Annotated in this window: 19 protein-coding genes and 1 tRNA gene; 12 read left to right on the forward strand and 8 right to left on the reverse strand. The window is 61.2% G+C overall.

Annotation, left to right across the window (positions count from 1 at the left end; all coding sequences use genetic code 11):
* Nucleotides 1-34: 34 nt before the first annotated feature.
* Both hemH and M1E16_RS22885 read right to left on the reverse strand, forming a co-directional pair.
* Entirely contained in the window at nt 35-1,060 is a 1,026-nt protein-coding gene (gene hemH, locus M1E16_RS22880; RefSeq protein WP_458128450.1) for a ferrochelatase, read from the reverse strand.
* 13 nt (nt 1,061-1,073) lie between these two features.
* Nucleotides 1,074-1,973 carry a TIGR01777 family oxidoreductase gene (locus M1E16_RS22885; protein ID WP_458128451.1) on the reverse strand — a complete coding sequence of 300 codons (900 nt, stop codon included), beginning with the start codon at nt 1,971-1,973 and terminating at the stop codon, nt 1,074-1,076.
* A 196-nt stretch (nt 1,974-2,169) separates the two neighbouring features.
* On the opposite strand from M1E16_RS22885, the gene M1E16_RS22890 reads away from it, so the two are divergent.
* The 6 genes from M1E16_RS22890 (at nt 2,170) to M1E16_RS22915 (ending at nt 7,885) form a co-directional block, all read left to right on the forward strand.
* Nucleotides 2,170-3,156: an NAD(P)/FAD-dependent oxidoreductase gene (locus tag M1E16_RS22890; RefSeq protein ID WP_458128452.1), complete on the forward strand. Its 987-nt coding sequence runs from the start codon at nt 2,170-2,172 to the stop codon at nt 3,154-3,156.
* Nucleotides 3,157-3,328: 172 nt separating this feature from the next.
* Complete coding sequence (locus M1E16_RS22895) at nt 3,329-4,291, forward strand: YbgA family protein (RefSeq protein WP_458128453.1); 963 nt, start codon at nt 3,329-3,331, stop codon at nt 4,289-4,291.
* Nucleotides 4,291-5,229 carry a MerR family transcriptional regulator gene (locus M1E16_RS22900; RefSeq protein WP_458128454.1) on the forward strand — a complete coding sequence of 313 codons (939 nt, stop codon included), beginning with the start codon at nt 4,291-4,293 and terminating at the stop codon, nt 5,227-5,229. Before M1E16_RS22895 ends, M1E16_RS22900 begins: the two co-directional genes overlap by 1 nt.
* Nucleotides 5,230-5,241: 12 nt before the next feature.
* Nucleotides 5,242-6,675 (forward strand): deoxyribodipyrimidine photo-lyase, encoded by a 1,434-nt coding sequence (gene phrB, locus M1E16_RS22905; RefSeq protein ID WP_458128455.1) that lies wholly within the window; start codon nt 5,242-5,244, stop codon nt 6,673-6,675.
* Nucleotides 6,676-6,786: 111 nt separating this feature from the next.
* Nucleotides 6,787-7,551 (forward strand): SDR family NAD(P)-dependent oxidoreductase, encoded by a 765-nt coding sequence (locus M1E16_RS22910; RefSeq protein WP_434655711.1) that lies wholly within the window; start codon nt 6,787-6,789, stop codon nt 7,549-7,551.
* A gap of 28 nt (nt 7,552-7,579) precedes the next feature.
* Complete coding sequence (locus tag M1E16_RS22915; RefSeq protein ID WP_434655708.1) at nt 7,580-7,885, forward strand: YkgJ family cysteine cluster protein; 306 nt, start codon at nt 7,580-7,582, stop codon at nt 7,883-7,885.
* A gap of 114 nt (nt 7,886-7,999) precedes the next feature.
* On the opposite strand, the gene M1E16_RS22920 is transcribed toward M1E16_RS22915, so the two are convergent.
* From M1E16_RS22920 to hemA, 6 genes are all read right to left on the reverse strand, one after another.
* Nucleotides 8,000-8,518, reverse strand: a complete 519-nt coding sequence (locus tag M1E16_RS22920) for an acyloxyacyl hydrolase (RefSeq protein ID WP_434571851.1) — start codon at nt 8,516-8,518, stop codon at nt 8,000-8,002.
* A gap of 112 nt (nt 8,519-8,630) precedes the next feature.
* Nucleotides 8,631-9,422, reverse strand: coding sequence for a glutamate racemase (gene murI / locus M1E16_RS22925; protein ID WP_434628342.1), 792 nt, complete (start codon nt 9,420-9,422; stop codon nt 8,631-8,633).
* A complete protein-coding gene (locus tag M1E16_RS22930; RefSeq protein WP_434571848.1) occupies nt 9,415-10,170 on the reverse strand; it encodes a molybdopterin-synthase adenylyltransferase MoeB in 756 nt (251 codons plus the stop codon). Before M1E16_RS22930 ends, murI begins: the two co-directional genes overlap by 8 nt.
* Entirely contained in the window at nt 10,164-10,994 is an 831-nt protein-coding gene (gene prmC / locus M1E16_RS22935) for a peptide chain release factor N(5)-glutamine methyltransferase (protein ID WP_458128456.1), read from the reverse strand. The genes M1E16_RS22930 and prmC overlap by 7 nt, the downstream gene beginning before the upstream one ends.
* 14 nt (nt 10,995-11,008) lie before the next feature.
* Nucleotides 11,009-12,091 carry a peptide chain release factor 1 gene (gene prfA / locus M1E16_RS22940; RefSeq protein ID WP_305498846.1) on the reverse strand — a complete coding sequence of 361 codons (1,083 nt, stop codon included), beginning with the start codon at nt 12,089-12,091 and terminating at the stop codon, nt 11,009-11,011.
* A complete protein-coding gene (gene hemA, locus M1E16_RS22945; protein WP_305498845.1) occupies nt 12,088-13,377 on the reverse strand; it encodes a glutamyl-tRNA reductase in 1,290 nt (429 codons plus the stop codon). Before hemA ends, prfA begins: the two co-directional genes overlap by 4 nt.
* Nucleotides 13,378-13,558: 181 nt before the next feature.
* On the opposite strand from hemA, the gene M1E16_RS22950 reads away from it, so the two are divergent.
* The 6 genes from M1E16_RS22950 to M1E16_RS22975 all read left to right on the forward strand — a co-directional run bounded on the left by M1E16_RS22950 (nt 13,559) and on the right by M1E16_RS22975 (nt 18,603).
* Nucleotides 13,559-15,283, forward strand: coding sequence for a tetratricopeptide repeat protein (locus M1E16_RS22950; RefSeq protein WP_458128457.1), 1,725 nt, complete (start codon nt 13,559-13,561; stop codon nt 15,281-15,283).
* A gap of 3 nt (nt 15,284-15,286) precedes the next feature.
* Nucleotides 15,287-15,904 (forward strand): lipoprotein insertase outer membrane protein LolB, encoded by a 618-nt coding sequence (gene lolB / locus M1E16_RS22955; protein ID WP_434558626.1) that lies wholly within the window; start codon nt 15,287-15,289, stop codon nt 15,902-15,904.
* Nucleotide 15,905: 1 nt separating this feature from the next.
* A complete protein-coding gene (gene ispE / locus M1E16_RS22960) occupies nt 15,906-16,757 on the forward strand; it encodes a 4-(cytidine 5'-diphospho)-2-C-methyl-D-erythritol kinase (RefSeq protein WP_458128458.1) in 852 nt (283 codons plus the stop codon).
* Between the two features lie 37 nt (nt 16,758-16,794).
* A tRNA-Gln gene (locus M1E16_RS22965) sits at nt 16,795-16,869 on the forward strand.
* A gap of 47 nt (nt 16,870-16,916) precedes the next feature.
* Nucleotides 16,917-17,858 carry a ribose-phosphate pyrophosphokinase gene (locus tag M1E16_RS22970; protein ID WP_003171603.1) on the forward strand — a complete coding sequence of 314 codons (942 nt, stop codon included), beginning with the start codon at nt 16,917-16,919 and terminating at the stop codon, nt 17,856-17,858.
* Between the two features lie 142 nt (nt 17,859-18,000).
* A complete protein-coding gene (locus tag M1E16_RS22975; protein WP_186612429.1) occupies nt 18,001-18,603 on the forward strand; it encodes a 50S ribosomal protein L25/general stress protein Ctc in 603 nt (200 codons plus the stop codon).
* Nucleotides 18,604-18,658: the final 55 nt, after the last annotated feature.

Consider the following 18,658-nt stretch of genomic DNA (forward strand, 5'->3'; position numbering starts at 1 on the left):
GGAGCGAGCTTGCTCGCGATGAGGCCCTTGAACCTCACAAAGCAATCGGCGCCCGCTCGCAAAGGGTGCTCAACACCTTCGCCCACTGCGGATCGTCATTGAGACACGGCACCAGTACCAACTCCTCCCCTCCCGCTTCGCGAAACTGCTCGCGCCCGCGGTCGCCGATTTCTTCCAGCGTCTCGATGCAATCGGCAACGAATGCCGGGCACATCACCAGTACTTTCTTCACCCCGCTTTTGGCCAGTTCGTCCAGGCGCGCCTCGGTATACGGTTCGATCCACTTGGCCCGTCCCAGTCGCGACTGAAACGACACCGACCATTTGCCATCCGCCAGCCCCATCTGCCGGGCGAACAGCTCGGCGGTACGAATACACTGGGCGCGGTAACACGTGGCCATGACTTCCGGCGGCGCATTCCGGCAGCAATCGGCGTCCTTGAAGCAGTGATAGCCCGTAGGGTCGAGCTTGGTCAGGTGCCGTTCCGGCAGGCCATGAAAACTCAGCAACAGATGATCGTAATCCTGCATCAGGTAGGGCTTGGCGCTGGCAACCAGGGCATCGATATATTCCGGCTGGTCATAGAAGGGCTGGAGAATCGAGAACTGCACCTTGAGCTTTTTTTCGCGCACGACCCGCTTGGCTTCTTCGATGACCGTGGTCACGGTGCTGTCGGCGAACTGCGGATACAGCGGCGCCAGGGTGATTTTCGTGTGCCCCTGGCTTGCCAGGCGCACCAGGGTCGATTCGATCGATGGCTCGCCATAACGCATTGCCAGCTCCACCGGGCCCTGGGTCCATTGCGCACTCATGGCCTGTTGCAGGCGACGACTGAGGACCACCAGTGGCGAGCCCTCTTCCCACCAGATCGAGGCATAGGCGTGAGCCGATTGCTCGGGGCGCTTGACCAGGATCAGCGACACCAGTAGCCGCCGCACCGGCCATGGCAGGTCGATGACGTAGGGGTCCATCAGAAATTGGTTGAGGTAGCGGCGTACATCGGCCACCGAGGTGGAGGCAGGCGAACCCAGATTCACCAGAAGCAACGCGTGATCGGTCATGCAACGTCCTATTTCAAAGGCGACCCGACAAATCTTCCAGGGCCGCAGACAACTCAGTGAACCGGAATGAAAACCCCGCCGCCTGCAATCGGGCGGGCGTGGCGCGCTGGCCTCCCAGCAACAGCAATGACAACTCCCCCAATGCGATTTTCAACGCAAGCTCCGGCATCGGCACCACGGCCGGGCGATGCAGTACGTGCCCCAGGGCCTTGGCGAAATCGCGGTTGCGCACCGGGTTCGGTGCGCAGGCATTATAAGGACCGCTGGCATCGCTGCGGTGCAGAAGAAAATCAATCAGGGCGATTTGATCGTCGATATGAATCCATGGCATCCACTGCCGCCCGCTGCCGATACGCCCGCCCATTGCCAGTTTGAACGGCAGCAACAGCCGCGACAAAAAGCCGCCCTCGGCAGACAGGACCAGGCCGGTGCGAACCAGCACCACGCGTATGCCCAGGGCTTCTGCACGTTGCGCGGTTTCTTCCCAGGCGATGCACAACTGGCTGGCGAAGTCTTCGCTGACCGGCCCGGATTCTTCGGTCAACTCCCGCTCGCCGCCGTCGCCATACCAGCCCACCGCAGAGCCGGAAATCAGCACCTGCGGTTTCTGTTCGCAACGCTCCAGCCAGGCCAGCAGAACCTCGGTCAGCGTGACGCGGCTGCTCCACAGCAGCATCTTGCGTTTATGGCTCCAGGGCCTGTCGCCAATAGGCGCGCCGGCAAGGTTGACGACCGCGTCCACCGGTTCGCCAAGCTCATCGAGGCTGGCGATACCGCGCACCTGCGCGCCGCAGATTTTCGCCACCTGTTCGGGCCGACGACTCCAGACCGTCAGGCGATGTCCCTGCTCCAGCCAGTGCCGGCAGAGTTGACGTCCGATCAAACCAGTACCGCCGGTCAGCAATATGTGCATGAGATGTTCCTCGGCTCGCGTTTTACCTGGCCCATTAGTCTATTTTTATAAGTAGGCATTTTTCATATCGGACAGGGTCTGTACCTAACAATAGGACAACCCGCCAAAACGCGAACGGTAAAACTTATACCAAAAACCAGAATTGTACAGGATTAAACGACGGCGTAGTCTGTACAGAAAGGTAAACGAGGCCCTCATGACTGTACCCATCGCAATCATCGGCACCGGCATCGCCGGACTTTCAGCCGCCCAGGCCCTGACGGAGGCCGGGCATGTCGTTCAACTCTTCGATAAAAGCCATGGCAGCGGCGGCCGCATGTCAAGCAAGCGCAGCGACGCTGGCGCGCTGGACATGGGCGCACAATATTTCACCGCCCGGGACCGGCGCTTCGTCACGGAAGTCCAGCGCTGGCAAGCCAACGGCTGGGCGGCGGAATGGAACCCGCAGCTCTATCACTTCCAGGACGGGCAAATGAGCCCCTCGCCGGACGAGCAGACCCGCTGGGTCGGTACCCCGCGCATGAGCGCGATTACCCGCGCCCTGCTCGGCGAGCTGCAGGTGCAGTTTTCCTGCCGCATCACCGAGGTCTTTCGTGGCCAGGAACACTGGCACCTGCAGGACGCCGAAGGGTTTACCCACGGCCCGTTCGGCCAGGTCGTGATTGCCACGCCCGCGCCCCAGGCCACGGCGTTGCTCGCCGCCGTGCCGAAACTGGCCGGCGTCGCCGCCGGGGTGAAAATGGACCCCACCTGGGCAGTGGCGCTGGCCTTTGAACAACCCCTGGATACGCCCATGGAGGGCTGCTTCGTGCAGGACAGCCCCCTCGACTGGCTGGCCCGCAACCGCAGTAAACCAGGGCGCGATGCCAAGCTCGACACCTGGGTGCTGCATGCAACCAGCGAATGGAGCCGCCAGCACATCGACATGCCCAAGGAAGCGGTGATCGAGCATTTGCACGGCGCCTTCGCAGAACTGCTGCACAGCGCGATGCCCGCGCCGAGCTTCAGCGTGGCCCATCGCTGGCTCTACGCCCGTCCCGCCGGCAGCCACGAATGGGGCGCCCTGGCCGATGCCGACCTGGGCTTGTATGTGTGCGGAGACTGGTGCCTGTCCGGCAGGGTCGAAGGAGCATGGCTCAGTGGCCAGGATGCCGCCCGTCGCTTGCACGCCAGCCTTCAGTGAGCGCATTCCCCAAGCCATCCGCTGCTGTCGCGAAAGGCAGCAGCCGGCGGCCAGGTCACGACGCCGCCCTTCGGCCTGGAACAATCGGTTGACTTGTTCGCGTACCGACCTATGATGAAAATATTGTACAAACAATAGTACATGTACAAGATTTACCCAGCAGAGGTCGCCCATGCCCAACGAAGCTATCGCCAAACCGAAAATTGCCATCAGCGCCTGCCTGATGGGTGCCGAAGTGCGCTTCAATGGTGGTCACAAGCAATCGCCGTTGTGCAGCCGCACGCTGGTCGAGTACTTCGATTGCGTGCCGGTGTGTCCGGAAGTTGCCATTGGCCTGGGCGTCCCGCGCGAGCCGATCCGGCTGGTTGGCAACCCCGCGCGCCCCGACGCGGTCGGCACGGTGAAGCGAGACCTCGACGTGACCCAGCCATTGGCCGATTACGGACAACAAATGGCCGCTGAGCTGGATGATATCTGCGGCTATATCTTCATGCAGAAGTCGCCGTCCTGCGGGCTGGAGCGGGTCAAGGTCTACGACCACAACGGTGTCCCGCAGGACGGCGGCGGACGTGGTGTCTACGCCCAGGCCTTTTGCGAGCGTCACCCCGATCTGCCGGTGGAAGAAGACGGCCGCCTCAACGATCCGGTACTGCGCGAGAACTTTCTGACCCGCGTATTCGCCTATGCCGCCTGGCAACCGCTGCGCCGCCGGGGGCTGACCCGACGCGACCTGATTGAATTTCACTCACGCTACAAGTACCTGTTGATGGCCCACAACCCTGAGCAATACAAGGCGTTGGGCAACATGTTGGGCAACATGGGCAAGGCCGATCCGGACGAACTGGGCCAGCGTTATTTCAGCGCGCTGATGGCGGCCTTGAAGAAATGCGCCACCCGACGCACGCACACCAACGTCCTGCAGCACCTGAGCGGTTACCTCAAGCGCGCCATCGATGCCGATGACAAGCAGGAGGTGCAGCACCTGATCGGGCAGTACCGTCTTGGTATCGTGCCACTGGTGGTGCCGCTGACGTTGCTCAAGCATCATCTGCGTCAGCACCCCGACCCCTATCTCGCCCAACAGGTCTACCTGCAACCGCACCCAGAGAACCTCAGCTTGCGAAACGCCATTTGATGAAGAACGAACTCGACTCCAGCGCCAGCGAAGACCTGGGCGCCGATTTCGCCAAGGCCCTCGCGCAGGGCTGGCTGCCCATCCGCGAAGTCGCCCGGCAAACCGGCGTCAATGCCGTCACGCTGCGAGCCTGGGAGCGACGCTACGGGTTGATCGTGCCGCACCGTACGCCCAAGGGCCATCGCTTGTTCAATCGCGAACATGTGCAGCGAATCCTGAGCATCCTCACCTGGATCGATCGTGGCGTGGCAGTGAGCAAGATAAAACCGTTGCTCGACACACCGCAGCCGTCAGGCGAACCGTTGGAAGACGACTGGCAACGTCAGCGCCATGCCCTGATGCTGGCGGTGACGCAACTGGCCGAGCGTCAGGTCGATGAGTCGGTGAACCAGGCCATGGCGCTGTATCCGCCTTGGACTGTTTGTGAACAGTTGCTCCTGCCCTTGCTGGGCGAGTTGCAATTGCGCTGGCAGAGCCAGTTCGGCGCGCAGCTGGAAAAGGTCTTCCTGTACTCCTGGCTGCGCAGCAAATTCGGCAGCCGGATCTACCACAACAACCGCCAGTTGCGCGGCGCACCGCTGTTGATGATCAACCAGTCCGAGGTGCCGCAGGAGCCCCAGTTGTGGCTCACCGCCTGGCTGGCAAGCAGCGCCGACTGTCCCGTGGAGGTGTTCGACGGGCCGCTCCCGGCCGGTGAGCTGGCGTTGGCGGTCGAACGGCTCAAGGCCCGCGGCGTGCTGCTGTATTCGAGCCAGGCACTGAACCTGTCGCAATTGCCCAGGCTGCTGAGCGGGCTCGACTGCCCGATCATCATCGCCGGCCCCGCCGCCTCGATTCACCAGGCCAAGCTGTCTGCAAGCGCGGCAATGAGCAACGTCAGTTGGGCCGAAGACCCGCTATCGGCTCATCGCGAACTGAGCCGCAGAGAACTTCTTTAGTTGGAAAAATCCATGCAATTGATCTGGCTGCGCAGCGACTTGCGCCTGCACGACAACACCGCCCTGGCGGCCGCCGCTGCCCGGGGGCCCTGCGTAGCGGTCTACCTGCCGAGTCCGAAGCAATGGGCGGCCCATGACGATGCACCCTGCAAGATCGATTTCTGGTTGCGCAACCTCTCGGCATTGAGCACGGCCCTGGCGGAACTGAACATCCCATTGCTGATCCGCAACACGGAGTATTGGAACCAGGCCCCGCAAGTGCTGGTCACTTTATGTCGCGAGCTGGGCATCGGTGCCGTACACGTCAACGAGGAATACGGCCTGAATGAAACCCGGCGCGACGCCGACGTCGCCCGGGCGCTAAAGGATGAGGGCGTGGAATTTCACAGCCATCTCGACCAGCTCCTGTTCAAGCCCGGCAGCGTCCTGACCAAGACCGGCAGTTATTTCAAGGTGTTCAGCCAATTTCGCAAGGTCTGCTATAGCCGTCTGCATTTTTCGTTACCGAGCCTGGTGCCCGCGCCTCTCCGGCAGGCGCCTACCGCCATCGCCAGCGATCCGCTGCCGACGCAGATCGAAGGATTCAACCCGCCAAATGCGGCGCTGCGCGATCTCTGGCCCGCCGGCGAAAGCGAAGCCCGGCGCCGGCTCGAGTCGTTCGTCGAGCAACACATCGATTACTACCAGAGCGAACGGGATTTTCCGGCCAGACCCGGGACCAGCCAGCTGTCGGCCTATCTGGTGGCCGGCGTGGTTTCACCGCGCCAGTGCCTGCACGCCGCGCTACAGGCCAATCAGGGCGAGTTCGAAAGCGGAAACGTCGGAACCGTGACCTGGATTAACGAACTGCTCTGGCGCGAGTTTTATAAACACGTTCTGGTGGGATTCCCCCGCGTATCGCGCCACCGCGCGTTCCGCCCGGAAACCGAGGCCCTGGCCTGGCGCAACGACCCCCAGGCACTGGCGGCGTGGAAAGAAGCCCGTACAGGCTTGCCGATCATTGACGCTGCCATGCGCCAATTGCTGGAGACCGGCTGGATGCATAACCGCCTACGGATGGTGGTGGCGATGTTCCTGACCAAGAACCTGTTGATCGATTGGCGAGAGGGCGAACGCTTTTTCATGCAGCACCTGATCGACGGTGACCTGGCGGCAAACAATGGCGGCTGGCAGTGGAGCGCCTCGACCGGCACCGACTCGGCGCCCTGGTTCCGGATTTTCAATCCGTTGAGCCAATCGGAAAAATTCGACCGCGAGGGGTTGTTCATCAAACGCTGGTTACCCGAACTGAACGATCTCGATAAGCCGGATGTCCATAACCCGAATACCCGTGGCGATTTGTTTGGCGCGGTGGACTACCCCGCTCCGATCGTCGACCTCAGCCAGTCCAGGGCCCGCGCCCTGGCAGCGTTCAGAAACCTGCCGTCACGGCAGGACGCCGGTTGAGAATTTGTGCGGTGAACGAACAGGGGTCGGCCGATGCGGGCTGCCATTCTCAATAGTATGACGATATAGTCGTTAAAAAAGGCGCATCGTCCGGTAAACAAGGAGTGAGGAATGGGTTCGACACCGCCACGGCGATACTGGCTGACCGGCGCCGGTAACGGAATTGGCGCCTCTTTGGCCGAATCGATACTGCGTACCGGCGCCCATCTGGCTGTCAGCTCGCGCTTGCCGTGCGATGCGCTTTTGGCAAGATATCCAGGACAGGTCCTGATCGTGGCCGGCAATCTGACCGACAGTCAAGCCGTACGCGAGGCGGGCGAGCGAATCGCCCAGGAATGGGGCTCCCTGGATACCGTGATCATCAACGCCGGAACCGCCGAATACATCAGCGGACAACCCGTTAACCCATCGATCATCGAACACATCGTGCGCAGCAACCTGCTGGCCGCCAGCCTGTGTATCGAGGCGGCCGCGCCATTGCTGCGCGCCGGCAACGGGACCCATCTGGTGGGCATCGCCAGTCCGCTGACCTATCTGCCGCCCTCGCAATTCGAGGCCGGGGACCAAGGGATGCGCTTTCTATTCGAATCGGCTCGCGGCAAACTGGCCCGCGATGGCATCGACGTGACCATCGTGCACCCAGGGTTCGACAACTCATCGCCGGCCGTCGACGATGAATTGCCGCCGTCGATTCGCTGGTCTGCTGAAGCGGCAGCCGATCACATCCTGACCCAACTGACCGAACGTCCCCCTGAAGTGATCCTGCCTGCCATGACCATGAACCTGCTTTGGCCATTGCCATCGAACGACACGGTGCTGGCGGGCGCGCATTCACGTTCGGACAGTTACCAGTGCCCGATCAAGGGACACCCCTGAACAGCGCGCTTGCCTTACACTGCGCGCCATGAAGACCATCCCGCTGCACGAAATCCCCGCCCCGGCCGTCACGTGTTCAACGTGTGCGGCGTGCTGCTGCCAACTGGAAGTCATGTTGATCACCGACACCGGCGTGCCCGAGCGCTTCATCGACACGGATGACTGGGGTGGAGAAGTGATGCTGCGTCTTGACGACGGCTGGTGCGCGGCGCTGGATCGCGACACCATGAGATGCACAATCTACGAAAGACGTCCGCTCATCTGCCGGGAGTTCGAGATGGGTGCGCCGGAGTGCCTGGAAGAGCGACAGGGCATTGCGACGGCATACAGATAGAAGAAGCTTTTTGTGGGAGCGAGCCTGCTCGCGAATGCGCCGGGTCAGCCAATATTATCCAGGCTGACCCAACGCTTCGCGAGCAGGCTCGCTCCCACAGTGCCAAGCGTTTTGTTACAGCGGCATTGTGTAATGCAATGCGTAGCTTTCCACACCGTCGTTGGTCGACTTGATGCCGGCGTTGGAATAGTGAGTGGCACGGATGCCGACTTCATGCCCGCCATTGAAGCGCAGGCCAAAGCCGATGCGGTCTTCGAACTGGAACGCTGTGCCGAGCTTGTTGCTTTCGATTTCAGTGTTTTCAAACAGCGCAACACCGACGCCTGCCTCGATGTAAGGCTTCACGTTCTGACCGGCAAACTCATACACCAGGACTGGCGAGAACGACAGGCTGTGGTTGCTCGAAGTTTCATCCCCCTCCCAGTACGTATAGGCACCGCTCCAATAACCGGTCAAGCGCCCCACGTCGCTCTGCAGCCAGCTCTTGTCCCAATCGAATTGCATGCCCAGGCGATAGGTCATGGTCGAGTCGCCGGTCTGGCCAACCCCGAATTCCACGCCCGCCGCCTGTGCGGTGTAAGTGTGCCCCAGCAACGCAGCCGCAAATGCGGCAAAGCAGAATAAACGCTTCATTAGAAACATCCTTTTCCGACAGCCTTAGTTAGTTTTTCTTACAGAAGACACAGCTATAGAAATCCACGCCAAATCAGAAGTTCAGCACGATTCACATAATTTTCACGTTTTTTTACAGAACGAAGCTTCGCACAATGCCAGACGAATTCCATAGCATCGGTAGGATATTTCTTAAATGTATCGGATCAGCGCTACTCCAGAACTGAGTTTCGCTGGCAGGCCCGTCAGCCAGTAGCGCCCGCTCCGCCAACAAGCGCTGGAGTTGCCGGGCCACGGCGGCGCCCGTATCGATCAGACTGATATGGGCCGGAATCATCTGTTTGAGCAACGGTTTGAGGAATGGATAGTGGGTACAGCCAAGGATCAGTGTGTCGCAGCCAGCCGCCAGCAACGGGTTGACGTAGCCCTGTAGCAGTTGGTGCAAGGCCGAACTGTGCAGGTCGCCCGCCTCGATCAATTCCACCAGTCCCGGACAAGGCTGCGTGATCACGCGGACATCCGTGGCGAAGCGGTCGAGCAACGCGGCAAATTTGGCGCTCTGCAAGGTGCCAGTCGTTGCCAGCACGCCAACGATGCCGCTTCGCGTCGCGGCGGCAGCCGGCTTGACCGCCGGCTCCATACCAACGATGGGCCAGTCGGGGTAGTCGCGACGCAGGTCAGCCACCCCGGCAACTGTCGCGGTGTTACAGGCCACCACCAGGGCCTTGGCGCCCTCGCGCTGGAAAAAGTCGGCAATGACCGCGCAGCGCTGCCGGATGAATTCCGGGCTTTTTTCGCCATACGGAATATGCCCGCAGTCACCAACGTACAGCAGCGACTCATTGGGCAACAGCCGACGGATTTCCCCCAGCACCGACAGCCCGCCGACACCCGAGTCGAACACACCGACCGGCGCCTCACGCATGCCGGTTACCGCAGACACCGCAGCGCGGATCGCGCTTGACGCGTAATTCGCGAAAACGCGTGCCCAGGGCATCGATCAGCAGCAGGCGCCCCACCAGGGGCTCACCGAAACCCGCCAGCAACTTCAAGGCTTCCAGCGCCTGGAGACTGCCTACCAAACCCACCAGCGGCCCGAGCACACCGGCTTCGCTGCAGGTCAGCTCGGCTTCGCTGCCGTGCCCGTAAAGGCAGTGGTAACAAGGACTTTCGGGGCGACGTGGGTCGAATACCGACAGTTGCCCTTCCAGGCGAATCGCTGCGCCGCTGACCAGGGGCTTGGCGGCGGTGACACACGCCGCATTCACCGCTTCGCGGGTAGCAAAGTTGTCGGAACAGTCGAGCACCACATCCACCGCCGCCACCGCGCCGGCCAGGGAGTCTTCATCCATGGCGGTCGAATGGGAAACCAGGCGAACCTCGGGATTGATGGCGGTCAGGCGACGCACCGCCGAATCGACCTTGGTGAGGCCGACGCTATCGGTGTCGTGAATGATTTGTCGCTGAAGGTTGGTCAGGTCGACCGTGTCGAAATCCGCCAGGTGCAACTCGCCGACGCCGGCGGCGGCCAGGTACAACGCCACCGGGGCGCCCAGGCCACCGAGGCCGATGATCAATACGCGGCCCTGCTTGAGGCGCAGCTGCCCATCGATGTCGATGTGCTGCAACAGAATCTGGCGACTGTAGCGCAGCAGTTCTTGATCATTCAGCACGGCAGGCGTCCCAGGCTGATGCGTTCGTGATTACCCAGATCCTTGCGACTGTGGACTTCGGCAAACCCTTGCTTTTGCAACAGACCACGCACCGCCTCGGCCTGGTCATAACCGTGCTCCAGCATCAGCCAGCCGCCTGCCCCGAGATGATCGGGGGTCTGGGCGATGATTGCACGCAAGTCGTCGAGACCGTCCGCCCCCGCCACCAGCGCACTGGCCGGCTCGAAGCGCACATCGCCCTCGGCCAGGTGCGGATCGCTGGCGGCTATATAAGGCGGGTTGCTGATGATCAGGTCGAAACGCTCGCCTTCCAGGGCGCTGAACCAGTGACTGCTGAGCACCGTGACATTGCGCAGGCCCAGGCGCTGGCGATTGCGCTCGGCCAGGGCCACGGCTTCCAGCACCCGGTCGACCGCCGTGACATTCCAGGCCGGACGCTCGCTGGCCAGCGCCAGGGCAATCGCGCCGCTGCCGGTGCCAAGGTCGAGGACCCGGGCGGGCGTGGCTGGCAACAATGCCAGTGCGGTCTCGACCAACAGTTCGGTGTCGGGCCGTGGGATCAGCGTATGGGGCGCGACTTCCAGGTCGAGCTTCCAGAAACCCTGCTGCCCGAGAATATAAGCCACCGGCTCGCCGGAGCGACGGCGACGCAAGTATTCGGAAAACAACAACGCCGCCTCGCTCGGCACGATTCGCTCGGGCCAGGTGTGCAGGAAGCTGCGGGACTTGCCCAGGGCGGCGGCCAGCAACAGCTCGGCGTCCAGTCGTGGGCTGGGCGAATCCGGCAATTGCGCGGCGCGAAGCAAGCTGGCGATGATGGTCATGGGTTTACCTCTGCTTACTCGCCAATCGCGGCCAGCTGGTCGGCCTGGTATTCAGCGAGCAAGGGCTCGATGACGGCGTCGACACCACCTGCAAGAATTTCGTCGAGGGAATACAGGGTCAGGTTGACACGGTGGTCGGTGACCCGGCCCTGGGCAAAATTGTAGGTACGGATCCGCTCGGAACGGTCGCCCGAGCCCACCAGCAACTTGCGTTCGCTGGCGATGGCATTGGCGGCGGCGCTGGTCTGCTGGTCGTTGAGCTTGGCCGACAACCAGGCCATCGCCCGCGCGCGGTTCTTGTGCTGGGAGCGCTCTTCCTGGCACTCCACCACGATGCCCGAAGGCAAGTGCGTGATGCGGATCGCCGAGTCGGTCTTGTTCACGTGCTGGCCGCCCGCGCCGGAGGACCGGTAGGTGTCGACGCGCAGGTCCGCCGGGTTGATCTCGATGGCTTCCTGTTCGTCCGGCTCGGGCAATACCGCCACGGTGCAGGCGGACGTATGGATGCGTCCCTGGGATTCGGTGGCCGGCACGCGTTGTACGCGGTGGGCGCCGGACTCGAACTTCAACTTGCCATAGACGTTATCGCCCTCGACCCGGGCGATAACTTCTTTATAGCCGCCGTGTTCGCCTTCGTTTTCCGAGAGGATCTCGACCCGCCAACCGCGACGCTCGGCGTAGCGCGAATACATGCGGAACAGGTCGCCGGAAAAGATCGCTGCCTCGTCGCCGCCAGTGCCGGCGCGGATTTCGAGGAACACGTTGCGCCCGTCGTTCGGGTCCTTGGGCAACAGCATGCGTTGCAGGTTGCTTTCCAGCTCGACCAGTTGCTCCTTGGCTTCGCGAACTTCTTCCACGGCCATCTCGCGCAGGTCCGGATCGCTGTCCTTGAGCAGCGCCTGGGCGCCCTCAAGGTCGCTCTGCACCTTGAGCAACTGCTTGTAGGTCGCAACGATCGGCTCGACTTCCGCGTACTCCTTGGAGTAGGTGCGAAATTTGTTCTGGTCGGAAATGACTTCGCCATCGCCCAGCAAGGCGGTCAGTTCCTCGAAACGGTCCTGGAGAATATCCAGCTTATTGAGCAGTGACGCTTTCATTGCGGTTTCTTATCCGATAAGCCATCCGGTGAAGCTTCACCGAGGGCGAAAAGTTCCTGGGCCATGGCCAGCGCATCGAGGCGGCCTTCGGCGGTCAGCTTCTTGAGCTGGACACTGGGCGCGTGAAGCAATTTGTTGGTCAGGCCACGCGCCAGTTGCACCAACACCTCTTCGGCGCTGCCGCCGTTGGCCAGCAGGCGCTGGGCCTTTTGCAGTTCCTCGTCGCGCAGCCGCTCGCTTTGCTGACGATACGCCTTGAGCACATCCACCGCCGCCAGCTCGCGCAGGCGCACCATGAAGTCCTCGGCGCCGACGGTGATCATTTCCTCTGCCGCCTGAGCCGCGCCCTGACGGCTCTTGAGGTTCTCGGCGACGACTTCGTGCAGGTCATCGACACTGTAGAGGTAAACGTCGTCGAGTTCGCCCACTTCCGGCTCGATGTCGCGGGGAACGGCGATATCGACCATGAAGATCGGCTTGTGCTTGCGCAGCTTCAGGGCGCTTTCCACCGCGCCCTTGCCGAGGATCGGCAATTGGCTGGCGGTGGAACTGATGACGATGTCGCTGTGCACCAGCTCGGCGGGAATGTCCGAGAGCAGCACTGCATGAGCGCCGAACTGCTCGGCCAGGGTGCTGGCGCGCTCCAGGGTGCGGTTGGCGACCACGATGCGCTTCACGCCGAGGTCGTGCAGGTGCCGAGCGACCAGGGTGATGGTCTCGCCCGCGCCGATCAGCAGCGCCTGGCTGCGTTGCAAATCACTGAAAATCTGTTTCGCCAGGCTGACGGCGGCGAACGCCACGGACACCGGGTTTTCGCCAATGGCCGTGTCGGTGCGTACTTGCTTGGCGGCATTGAAGGTGGCCTGGAACAGACGCCCCAGCAGCGGGCCAACTGTTCCGGCCTCGCGGGCCACGGCGTAGGCCGATTTCATCTGGCCGAGAATCTGCGGTTCGCCCAGCACCAGCGAATCGAGCCCGGAGGCGACGCGCATCATGTGACGAACTGCCGCATCGTCCTCATGCACATAAGCACTGGCGCGCAGCTCTTCAAGGCTCAGATCATGGTATTGGGCCAGCCAGCGCAGCACCGAATCGGCCGAAACGTGATCCTGCTCTATATAAAGCTCACTGCGATTGCAGGTGGAGAGAATCGCGGCTTCTCGGCTGTCGGTGAGTCGGCAGAGCTGCTGCAGGGCCTCCACCAGCTGCTCAGGCGTAAAGGCCACGCGCTCGCGGACGTCTACTGAAGCAGTCTTGTGGTTGATACCAAGTGCAAGGAAGGCCATTCAAGGTCGCTGGTGGTGACGTGAAGCCGGCAATTGTCCTACTTCGTCAGATTCAGAACAACCACCACCGACTATTGTCACAATTACCTGTGCCTATGAGGCATCCACCGAGACTCGGTTATGTTTGGCCGATGGCTTGTGTCATGATGATCCGACCGCAGGTTAGTCGCCCTCTTCCTATATGAATAGATCTTTCGCGTTGCTCCTCGCTTTTGCCTTCCTCGGCGGCTGCCAGTCCATGGCCCCCGTCTCGACGGACGGTACGCCACCGGTCGAAGACACCACCCCGGCCCCCGAAAAGCCCAAGGTCTACGGATCGTTCAGCGAAGAAACCATCTTCAGCCTGTTGAGCGCCGAACTCGCCGGCCAGCGCAATCGCTTCGATATTGCCCTGGACAACTACGTGACCCAGGCCGTCAACACCCAGGACCCGGGCATCTCCGAGCGGGCCTTTCGCATCGCCGAATACCTGGGGGCCGACCAGCCCGCGCTGGATACGGCGCTGATCTGGGCCAGGAACGCACCCGACGATCTCGAAGCGCAACGCGCCGCCGCCGTGCAACTGGCGCGCGCCGGCCGTTACGACGATTCCATGATGTATATGGAGAAAGTCCTGCTGGGCAAGGGCGATACCCATTTCGATTTCCTCGCGCTGTCTGCGGCCGATACCGACCAGGAAACCCGCGACGGCCTGATGAAGAGTTTCGACCGCCTGCTGCAGCGTCACCCGAACAACGGGCAGCTGATTTTCGGCAAGGCCTTGCTCTTGCAACAGAACGGCGACTCCCAGGGTGCCCTCACGCTACTGGAGGACAACCCGCCGGAACCCGGCGAAGTGGCGCCTATCCTGTTGCGCGCCCGCCTCTTGCAAAGCATGAATCGCGGCGATGAAGCCCTGCCGCTGATGGAAAAAAGCATCAAGAAATACCCGGACGACAAACGCCTGCGCCTCACCTATGCACGCATGCTGGTGGAAAACAACCGCATGGACGACGCCAAGGTCGAGTTCTCCAGCCTGGTCCAGCAGTACCCTGAAGACGACGACCTGCGCTATTCCCTGGCGTTGGTCTGCCTGGAAGCCAAGGCCTGGGAAGAAGCCAAGGGCTATCTGGAGGACCTGATCGCCCGCGAAAGCCATGTCGATTCGGCCCACCTGAACCTGGGGCGCATCGCCGAAGAACGCAACGACCCCGAAAGCGCGCTGATCGAGTACGCCCAGGTCGGCCCGGGTAACGACTACCTGCCCGCGCAGTTGCGCCAGGCCGACATCCTGATCGGCAATGGTCGGGCGGCCGAGGCCCAGAGTCGCCTGGCCATCCAGCGCGACACCCAGCCGGACTACGGCATCCAGCTCTACCTGATCGAGGCCGAGACCCTGGCGGCGAACAACCAGAGCGACAAGGCCTGGGCCGTGCTGCAACAAGCCTTGAAGCAATACCCGGACGACCTGAACCTGTTGTATACCCGATCCATGCTGGCGGAAAAACGCAATGACCTGGCCCAGATGGAAAAGGACCTGCGTCTGATCATCCAGCGTGATCCCGACAACGCCATGGCGCTCAACGCCCTCGGCTACACCTTGTCGGATCGCACCACCCGCTACGATGAAGCCAAGGTGCTGATCGAGAAAGCCCATCAGATCAATCCGGAAGACCCTGCTGTGCTCGACAGCCTTGGCTGGGTGAATTTTCGCCTGGGCAATCTCGACGAAGCCGAACGCCTGTTGCGCCAGGCCCTGGAGCGCTTCCCCGATCAGGAAGTCGCCGCTCACCTGGGTGAAGTCCTGTGGGCCAACGGCAAACAGCGCGAGGCCCGGCAGATCTGGAGCAAATTCCTCAAGGAACAGCCCGACAGCCCGATTCTGCGCAGCACCATCAAACGCCTGACCGGATCAGAGACTCTTTAAGCCATGTTTTTGCGCCACTTCATCGTCTTCAGCTTCATCGCCCTGCTCGCCGGTTGCGCGGGCTTCGGCGCCCGCGAATCCGTCCAGGGCCAAGGCAACCAGGCCCAGTGGCGCGTGCACAAGGAACAACTGAGCGGCCTCGACGGCTGGCAGATCGACGGCAAGATCGGCATTCGCGCGCCTAAAGACTCGGGCAGCGGCACCTTGTTCTGGTTGCAGCGCCAGGATTACTACGACATTCGCCTTTCCGGCCCGCTGGGTCGTGGCGCGGCACGGCTGACCGGCAGGCCAGGCCAGGTTTCGCTGGAAGTCGCCAACCAGGGACGCTACGAGGCGCCCAGCCCCGAGGCGTTGCTGGAAGAACAGCTGGGCTGGAAACTGCCGGTATCGCACCTTACCTGGTGGGTCCGCGGCCTTCCGGCGCCGGACAGCAAAAGCCGCCTGACCCTGGATGCCGACAGTCGCCTGTCCAATCTGGAACAGGACGACTGGCAGATCGAATACCTCAGCTATGCCCAGCAGAACGGTTACTGGTTGCCCGAGCGCATCAAGCTGCACGGCAGCAACCTCGACGTCACGCTGGTCATCAAGCAATGGCAGCCGCGCAAGCTGGGGCAATGACATGAGCGCAACACGCCTGACGCTGCCCTCCCCGGCCAAGCTCAACCTGATGCTGCATATCCTCGGCCGGCGTCCGGACGGTTACCACGAATTGCAGACGATTTTTCAGTTCCTCGACTACGGCGACGAGATCACCTTTGCCGTACGCGATGACGGCGTGATCCATCTTCACACCGAGTTCGACGGCGTACCCCATGACAGCAACCTGATCGTCAAGGCCGCGAAAAAACTCCAGGAGCAATCCGGTTGTTCGCTGGGCATCGACATCTGGATCGAAAAAATCCTGCCCATGGGCGGCGGTATCGGTGGCGGCAGTTCGAATGCGGCGACGACTCTGCTGGGCCTCAACCATTTGTGGCAGCTTGGCTGGGACCTGGATCGCCTGGCAGCGCTGGGCCTGACACTGGGCGCCGACGTACCGGTTTTCGTGCGTGGCCACGCGGCTTTTGCCGAGGGCGTCGGGGAAAAACTCACCCCGGTGGAACCCGAAGAACCCTGGTATCTGGTACTGGTGCCGCAAGTATCTGTAAGTACAGCAGAAATTTTTTCAGATCCGCTGTTGACACGTAACTCGGAGCCCATTAAAGTGCGCCCCGTTCCCAAGGGAAACAGTCGAAATGACTGCTTACCGGTGGTAGCAAGGTGTTATCCAGATGTTCGTAACGCTTTGAATTTGTTAGGTAAATTTACCGAAGCAAAACTCACCGGAACTGGAAGTTGTGTGTTTGGGGGCTTCCCAAGCAAAGCTGAAGCTGATAAAGTCTCGGCCCTTCTGACAGAGACCCTTACAGGGTTTGTAGCAAAGGGAAGCAACGTTTCGATGTTGCATCGCAAGCTGCAAAGTCTGCTCTAAAAGGAATCGAGTGCTGGGCACTCGCAGCAACAGATACAGGGGCGTCGCCAAGCGGTAAGGCAGCAGGTTTTGATCCTGCCATGCGTTGGTTCGAATCCAGCCGCCCCTGCCATTTTCCTATACTCATCCAGGTATACCCTCAGCCTTCAGGTACTGCGCGTGTCCAAGATGATGGTCTTTACGGGGAACGCTAACCCCGATCTGGCTCGGCGTGTAGTACGTCAGCTGCATATCCCTCTCGGTGACATTTCTGTCGGTAAGTTCTCCGACGGCGAAATCACTGCCGAGATCAATGAAAACGTTCGCGGTAAAGACGTCTTCATTATTCAGCCGACTTGCGCTCCGACCAACGATAACCTGATGGAACTCGTCGTGATGGCTGATGCCTTCCGCCGCTCCTCGGCTACTCGTATTACTGCTGTTATTCCTTACTTTGGTTATGCCCGTCAGGATCGCCGTCCGCGTTCCGCACGTGTGGCTATCAGCGCGAAAGTCGTCGCCGATATGCTGACCGTAGTCGGCATCGATCGTGTACTCACGGTCGATCTGCATGCTGACCAGATCCAGGGCTTCTTCGATATTCCCGTGGACAACATCTACGGCTCCCCGGTCCTGGTGGATGACATTGAAGATCAGCGCTTCGAAAACCTGATGATCGTGTCCCCGGATATCGGCGGCGTCGTGCGTGCACGGGCTGTTGCCAAATCCCTGGGCGTGGATCTGGGTATCATCGACAAACGCCGTGAGAAGGCCAATCACTCCGAAGTGATGCACATCATCGGCGACGTCGAAGGGCGTACCTGTATTCTGGTCGATGACATGGTCGATACCGCCGGCACCCTGTGCCACGCGGCCAAGGCCCTGAAAGAGCATGGCGCTGCCAAGGTCTTTGCCTACTGCACACACCCTGTGCTGTCGGGTCGAGCGATCGAAAATATTGAAAATTCCGTGCTGGACGAGCTGGTGGTAACCAATACCATCCCGCTGTCCGCTGCAGCACAAGCCTGTGCGCGTATCCGTCAACTGGATATCGCACCGGTAGTTGCCGAGGCGGTTCGCCGCATCAGCAATGAAGAATCGATCAGCGCGATGTTCCGTTAAGGGCCCTGCCCTTTCCAGGATGTCTCGTTGACGAAAAGCGCCCCGCCCCGGCATCACCTGTCGGGGCGGGGCTTTTTTGCCCATACCGTGCCTGGCGCTGGTCGCAAACGCCACTCGGTCATGGCTATTTTGGAGATACAACATGAACGATTTTACTCTGAATGCTGAAGTGCGTTCCGACCTGGGGAAAGGTGCGAGCCGCCGCCTGCGTCGTCTCGCAAGCCTGGTTCCAGCTGTAGTCTACGGTGGCGACAAAGCCCCTGAGTCCATCAGCATGCTGGCCAAAGAAGTTGCCAAACTGCTCGAAAACGAAGCGGCCTACAGCCACATCATCGAGCTGAACGTTGGTGGCACCAAGCAAAACGTCGTGATCAAAGCCCTGCAGCGTCACCCGGCCAAAGGCCACGTGATGCACGCTGACTTCGTCCGCGTTGTTGCCGGTCAGAAGCTGACTGCTGTTGTTCCAGTGCACTTCATCAACGAAGCTGCTCCGGTCAAGAAAGGCGGCGAGATCTCGCACGTGACTTCCGAGCTGGAAGTTTCCTGCCTGCCGAAAGACCTGCCTGAATTCATCGAAGTCGACCTGGCTGACGCCGAAATCGGCACGATCATTCACCTGTCCGACCTCAAGGCTCCTAAAGGCGTTGAGTTTGTTGCCCTGGCTCACGGTGATGACAAGGCTGTTGCCAACGTCCACGCTCCACGTGTTGCTCCAGAAGCTACTGAAGAAGGCGCTGCAGAGTAATTTCACTCTGTCGCCGGGGTGACCGGAAACATCGCGGACTGGAACGTAGCGAGAC

The sequence above is a fragment of the Pseudomonas sp. Z2-11 genome, assembly GCF_054161305.1.